This window comes from Rhizorhabdus sp. (assembly GCF_018006725.1).
Taxonomy (GTDB): domain Bacteria; phylum Pseudomonadota; class Alphaproteobacteria; order Sphingomonadales; family Sphingomonadaceae; genus Rhizorhabdus.
Map to the genome: position 1 here is coordinate 1 of NZ_JAGMXV010000250.1, position 6,087 is coordinate 6,087.

7 protein-coding genes and 1 pseudogene are annotated in these 6,087 nt (G+C 65.1%); all 8 read left to right on the forward strand.

All coding sequences use genetic code 11. From position 1 onward, the window contains the following. Window positions 1–224: pseudogene (locus tag KAY22_RS22835) on the forward strand (hypothetical protein); the annotation flags it as partial. Beyond that, complete coding sequence (locus KAY22_RS22840; RefSeq protein WP_024310621.1) at window positions 217–897, forward strand: TrbI F-type domain-containing protein; 681 nt, start codon at window positions 217–219, stop codon at window positions 895–897. The pseudogene KAY22_RS22835 and the gene KAY22_RS22840, both read left to right, overlap by 8 nt. Then, a complete protein-coding gene (locus KAY22_RS22845; RefSeq protein ID WP_024310620.1) occupies window positions 881–1,474 on the forward strand; it encodes a S26 family signal peptidase in 594 nt (197 codons plus the stop codon). The genes KAY22_RS22840 and KAY22_RS22845 overlap by 17 nt, the downstream gene beginning before the upstream one ends. Then, the gene (gene traW, locus KAY22_RS22850; protein WP_024310619.1) at window positions 1,471–2,130 is read left to right on the forward strand and encodes a type-F conjugative transfer system protein TraW; all 660 of its coding nucleotides are present in this window, start codon (window positions 1,471–1,473) and stop codon (window positions 2,128–2,130) included. The genes KAY22_RS22845 and traW overlap by 4 nt, the downstream gene beginning before the upstream one ends. Next, window positions 2,127–2,414, forward strand: a complete 288-nt coding sequence (locus KAY22_RS22855) for a hypothetical protein (RefSeq protein WP_007406328.1) — start codon at window positions 2,127–2,129, stop codon at window positions 2,412–2,414. The genes traW and KAY22_RS22855 overlap by 4 nt, the downstream gene beginning before the upstream one ends. Then, window positions 2,411–2,857, forward strand: a complete 447-nt coding sequence (locus tag KAY22_RS22860) for a hypothetical protein (RefSeq protein WP_007406338.1) — start codon at window positions 2,411–2,413, stop codon at window positions 2,855–2,857. The genes KAY22_RS22855 and KAY22_RS22860 overlap by 4 nt, the downstream gene beginning before the upstream one ends. Then, on the forward strand, window positions 2,854–3,873 hold the full coding sequence (gene traU / locus KAY22_RS22865; RefSeq protein ID WP_126027396.1) for a conjugal transfer pilus assembly protein TraU: 1,020 nt from the start codon (window positions 2,854–2,856) through the stop codon (window positions 3,871–3,873). The genes KAY22_RS22860 and traU overlap by 4 nt, the downstream gene beginning before the upstream one ends. Before the next feature lie 595 nt (window positions 3,874–4,468). After that, a partial coding sequence (gene ltrA, locus KAY22_RS22870) for a group II intron reverse transcriptase/maturase (RefSeq protein ID WP_159368211.1) occupies window positions 4,469–6,087 on the forward strand: 1,619 nt, incomplete at its 3' end.

The window sequence follows — 6,087 nt, forward strand, 5'->3', positions numbered from 1 at the left end:
CGATCCTGTTCTTCCTGATGCTAGGCGACTTCACCGCGCTCGGCTTCTTCTCGCAGGTCGCCAACCTCGGCACGCGCTTCGTCGCGGCCGACCAGGCACGCCGCGCGGCGTTCGGCGACCAGCTGTTCGTCGTGTGGCTGGTCGCGTTCGGCATCGTCGCCGTGACCCGCGTGCGCCTGCTCGGCGCGATCATCACTTCCACGAAAGGCCCCCGTCATGGTTGATGTTCTCGATCGTCCCGAGGTCGCGTCCGCGGCGGTGCAACCGTCCGCTCCGGCCCCGGCACCCCGTGATGACGCTGCCGGTGCGGCACCGCGCCGTCCGGTCGCGGACAAGGTGGATCGCCGCAAGCCGCAGGGCCTGCCCGTCATCGCCTATGTCGCGGTCGCGCTGGCGGTCGCGGTACTGCTCTGGGGGGCGTGGGTGACCAAGCATCTCCTTGCCCCGCCCGCGACCGTGCCGATGGCGAGCGTCCGGCTCGAAGGCATCGTCTCGGAATATGTCCAGGCGCAGAGCCACAGTAACGGCCAGCCCCAACAGGTGGCCGCGCAGACCCAGGCCTTCATGTCCGCGCTCGACGACGAGATGAAGAAGGTCGGCGCGAGCGGCACCACCGTCCTCGTCGGCGAGGCGGTCCTCTCGAAGAACGTCCCCGATATCACCGACCAGATCCGCCGCGCGGTCTTCGCGCGCGTGCCGCTCCCCGCGGCCGCGCCGAACACCCCGGCCGGTCCCGCGGTCGGTGCGATGCTTCCCCAAGCCTCCGGGAACGTCGCGCCGGCCGCGCCAGGGGCGGCGGTCCCGACCGCTTCGCCGTTCGGGCCTGCGCCGGTCTCGCCGGTCGAGGCGACGGTCACCCAGTCCGCGCCGGGAGGGGTCGATGGCAGCGGCAACTGAGGCGCTGGCGCGGGTCGGTCATGCGGCTCCCACGGCGGTTGACGTCGCCGGGGACCGCGCGGCCCGCAAGGCGCTGATCGTCAAGCGGGTCCGCCAGTGGAGCGCGGTCGCGCTGCTCGGGATCGTGTGGGGCGGCTACAACTCGATCGCCGCGTGGCGCGAGACGCACGCCTTCATGATAAACGCGAGCGAGAGCCTCCCCAACTGGGCGTTCTTCATCCAGCGCGGCCGCGTGCCCGCCAAGGGCGACTATGTGTTCTTCGCGCCGCCCGAGGGCGAGCTGGTGCGCCGCCACTTCGGACCGGATTCGGGACCGTTCGGCAAGCGCGTGATCGGCGAGGCCGGGGCGCTGGTCGAGCATCGCGGGAAATGGGTCTATGTCGACGGCGTCCGCGTCGCGCACATGAAGCCGCGCTCGCGCTTCGGCGAGGTGCTGACGCCGGGACCGGTCGGGCGCGTTCCCGAGGGCTGCTATTATGTCGGCACCGCACACCCCGACGGGTTCGACAGCCGCTACGGCGAGATCGGCTTTGCCTGCGCGAAGCAGATCATCGGCACCGGGACGCCGATCCTGTGATCCGGCGCGCGGGCCTTTTCGGCGGAACCCTGGGCGTGGCGCTGGTCGCCTCGTCGTCCTGGCCGATCGTGCAGGGCGCGCTCGCAAAGGATCACGGCGTGATGGGCCAGACCTGGGCGATCGCCGAGCCGGATCTGCTGGCGACGATCGATACCCGGCTGAAGACGCTGCAGGCCAATGGCGGCATCGAGCGCATGCAGACGGCGCTGCGTGAAAAAACCGAGGAACGTGTCCGCAACCCGATCCCCGTCGCCGGCATCGGCGCGGTGCGCGAGAGCCGCAGCTGGACGTTCGACCCGACGATCGTGCTCGATCAGGACATCCAGGACCAGAAGGGCCGGCTCGTCGCGCGCGCCGGGCAGCGGGTCAATCCGCTGTCGTTCGTCGCGATGAAGACCGACCTCGTGTTTATCGACGGCCGCGACGATGCGCAGGTCGACTGGGCGCTGAAGCGGTGGACCGCGCAGAATGCCAAGATCATCTTCGTCGCCGGCTCGCCGTTCAACCGCATGGGCGAGAAGAAGCGCCGCTTCTTCTTCGACCAGCAGGGCAAGCTCACCAGCCATTTCGGGATCGCGCGCGTCCCCGCCGTGGTCGAACCGGCGGGCCAGGTGCTCAAGATCAGCGAGATCGAGATGTCGGGAGCGGGCGCATGATGTGGCTCGATATTCTCAGGACGCCGATGGCCGCGCCCGAGACGCCGGCCCTCAAGGCGATGCGGCTCGCGATCCTGTGGTCGGCGATCGGGCTGGCGATCGCCATCTGCGCGTTGCAGCCGCTGCGCGCGGTGCTCGGCGCCGGGGCAGGGGGCGCGCTTGCCGGACTGGTGCTGGCGCTGGTCGTGCTGGTGCCGGTGTATGTGATCGCCAAGAACCGGGCCGATAACGCTTTCCTTGACGCAAGCCTCGCGGCGCAGCCGGACGGGGAGGGCAGGGCATGACGACTGAGCGCATCAGCCTGATCGCGCGCTACGCGCTTCTGTGTGTCGCGGCAGTCGGCTTCGGGTGGACATATGTTCTCGCCATATTCGCGCTGTTCCCGGCCTGGATGTTCTTTCCCGTCGTCGCCTTGTCGATGGTCGTATCGATCGCGACCGTGGCGTTGCTCTCGAGCGTCCCTGCGCTGCTGTTCCTGTCCCGCGTGCATTGCGAGATCGAGTCCCTCGTACGAAGGCTTCTCGGGGGCCGTGCCGATCCGGTGACCGCCGCGTCGATCGGAAACGAAATCGATGTCGTCCTTGCCGAAAGCGGGCGGACGATATCGGTTGGCAAACGCCGTGCGCTGGTGCGCGCGCTGGCCGATCAGTCGATAAGCTTCGATGGACGCGACCGCGCCCGGATGGTGCCCCTGGTCATCGCTTTCTCCGAGGAGCCCGGCGCATGATCCGCCGCCTGCTCACCCTGCTCGGCATGATCGCCGCGTTCGCGCTGCTGCCGGCGCCGGCGAGTGCGCTCCCGGCCAACTGCACCGGCAAGTTCGTCAACCCGATCACCGACGTCTGCTGGTCATGCCTGTTTCCGCTGTCGGTGGGCGGCGCGCACATCTGGCCCGGGAGCCGCCCCGACACCAAGAACCCGAGCCTGCCGGTCTGTGCGTGCGGTTCGCCGATCCCGCGCATCGGCATCTCGATCGGCTTCTGGGAGCCGGCGCGGCTCGTCGATGTGACCACCAAGCCGTGGTGTTTTCCGAATCTCGGCGGGCTTCGCCTCAATCCGGGGCTCGATATCGGGCAGGGCCAGTATACCGGGCCGAAGATCGCGGGCGGTACGACCCAGAACAGCGCCAACTGGCAGGCGCATTATTACGTCTACCCGCTGCTCTACTGGATGGAGATCCTGACCGACTTCCTGTGTTTCGAGCAAGCCTCGTTCGACGTCGCCTATATGACCGAGATCGATCCGCTCTGGAACGACGACGTGCTGACCACGCTCATCAATCCCGAGGTCGCGCTGTTCAACAATCCGATCGCGGTCGCCGCCTGTGCGGCCGACTGCGTCGCGGCGAGCGCGAAGCTGCCGATCGACCCGATGTTCTGGTGCTCGGGCTGCAACGGCTCGATGTTCCCGATGAACGGCAATATCGCGGCGCATAATTCGCCGGTCCAGTCCTCGCGCCTCGCGGCCGAGCGGCTCCTGTTCAAGATGCACCGGCAGGGGCTGGCCTGGGGCACCGCTGGATCGAAGGCGCTCTGCAACAAGTACGTCATGCCGATCCTGAAGAAGTCGCAATACCGCATCCAGATGACCAACCCGACGCCCACGGTGAGCGGCAAATATGCCTGCTCGCCGATCGGCGCGACGACGCTCCCGCCCGACGCGGGCCGGGCCTTCCCCGTCAAGGGCGAGGACTTCGGCTACCTGCTCTGGCGCAAGCGCAACTGCTGCATGCGAGCGCCGTGACGGCGCAGAAAGGAAATATGTATGTAAAACAACATCATATCCTTTCGATCGTCTTGCTGACGATTGACCGGTGGCTGCGATGCCACCCCACTCGGCGGAAGGAGCCGGGTTGGAAGGGGGTCTCCAAGGTTTTCCACGTTCCGGCGGACGGCCTCAAAGCAGGAGACCTTAACTGTACCGGATGCGGCCCGTCAGCCGCAGGTCGGGCTACCACAGGGCCTATGGTGAGATAAAAGCGAATGACGTGTCTGAAGCCTCTTTATTTACAGTTGAACTCCCGATCACCTGACGGGGTGGGGAGATCGCGGTGCGAACCGGTTGGTTTGGCATGCTGCCTTCTGGTGAATTCTCGCAGAGTATTCGTGTGCGGATCGTCCTTTCTTGTCCGCATGCCTGAACCGCAAGGGGTTAAGCGTCGCACCTACGGGTCCAAGGTTGATCGTCGGAACACGGGAACCATCATCGTCCGCCTGCTTCGGAGCAGGCTATCCGCGGAGACCGGGGATGGGCGCTGGTGGGGCGGAGCCTGCGTAGTAGTCCGAGGGCGGGAAAGCCGTCCACATGGCGAAGGCGGGCAGGAAGTCGGTGTGCTTTCATGACGGAGGAACTATCAGTGGACACTGATAATCAGGCCCCTCAGGCTTGGCTCCTCAGCGTTCAGCGAAAGCTATACCAGTGGAGTCGGGAAAACCTCGAGACACCATATCGTGATCTGTGGAATTGGGTTACCGATCCCCGCAATCTGTACATGGCCTGGAAGACGATTGCCGGTAATCGCGGCAAACGGACGCCGGGAGTCGACGGGGCGACCGTAGAGAAAATTGCTACCGGCAAAGGGGTCGGCCTTTTCCTTCATGAGCTTCGAGAAGAGCTCCGGTCGGGCGATTATCGTCCGTCTCCTGCACGAAGGAAGTGGATCCCCAAGCCCGGCAAACCGGGGAAGTTCCGACCCCTCGGTATCCCTACGGTCAAGGATCGCGTGGTGCAGTGCGCGGTCAAACAAGTACTGGAGCCGATCTTCGAGGCCCGGTTCTGGCCTGTCTCATACGGGTTTCGGCCCGGACGAGGTAGTCAGGCCTGCCTCGAACATATCCGTGTGACCATCCAGTCGCGGGGCAAACCTGCTGCCGATGGCTACCGACATGATGCGCCGTATCAATGGGTCATCGAAGGTGACATTGAGGCCTGTTTCGACAACATCGGCCATCACCCTCTGATGGAACGCGTGCGCCACGGCGTCGCGGACCGCAAGGTGAACCGGCTGATCGTACAGTTTCTCAAAGCAGGGGTACTGGAGGATGTCTCGTACAGTCCAACAGACACCGGCACACCGCAAGGTGGCGTACTTTCGCCGTTGCTGGCCAACATCGCGCTTGGCGTGATCGAGGAACGGTATCGACAATGGGTCCGCCGCCCCGAAGACCCCCGGCTGAAATCCGATGGGATCAGGCTGGCGGCCATCAAGCGTGACAAGGACCGGAGGGCCGGTCGAACGGTCTTCTACCCTGTCCGCTATGCCGATGACTTCCTGATTTTCGTGTCAGGGACGGAAGCTGATGCTCTTGCCGAAAAGCAGGCGCTGGCCTCCTACCTGCACGAAACGATGGGTCTGACGCTCTCGCCTGAAAAGACGCGCATCACCGCGTTGACCAATGGCTGTCGGTTCTTGGGATGCCGTGTAAGGCTCAAGTGGGACAAACGGTTCGGGCTGCATGCCCGCATCGAAATTCCCCGCGAGCCGATCAACGGTTTCCGCATTCGGGTAAATCAACTGGCTCGTCGACAGACGCTTCGGCGTTCGCTCACGGCCATGCTTCAGGAACTCAATCCATACCTTCGGGGGTGGTCCGCCTATTATCGCTACTGTGTAGGGTCCAAACGCATCTTCGCCAGTCTCGACTGGCATGTGCGTCAACGTCTCTGGCTGTGGCTGCGGGCCAAGCACGCAGGTGTCCCCGGGAGGAAGATCGCATCGTGGCGCAGACCCAGTACCGCCCACTCCGGTGCCAAGGTCTGGGCTGAAGGCGGCACGGAACAGTTCTTGATGAGCTACGTGCCGGTCCACCGGTTCGATCTCAAATGGATGAGAAAGCCCGAGTTCGCCAAGACTTTTGGAGAGCCGGATGCACAACGAAAGGTGCAAGTCCGGTTCGGAGAGCAGGCGTGGGAGACGGGCGGTGGAGACACCGCACCGCGCCCACGTCTGACTCTACT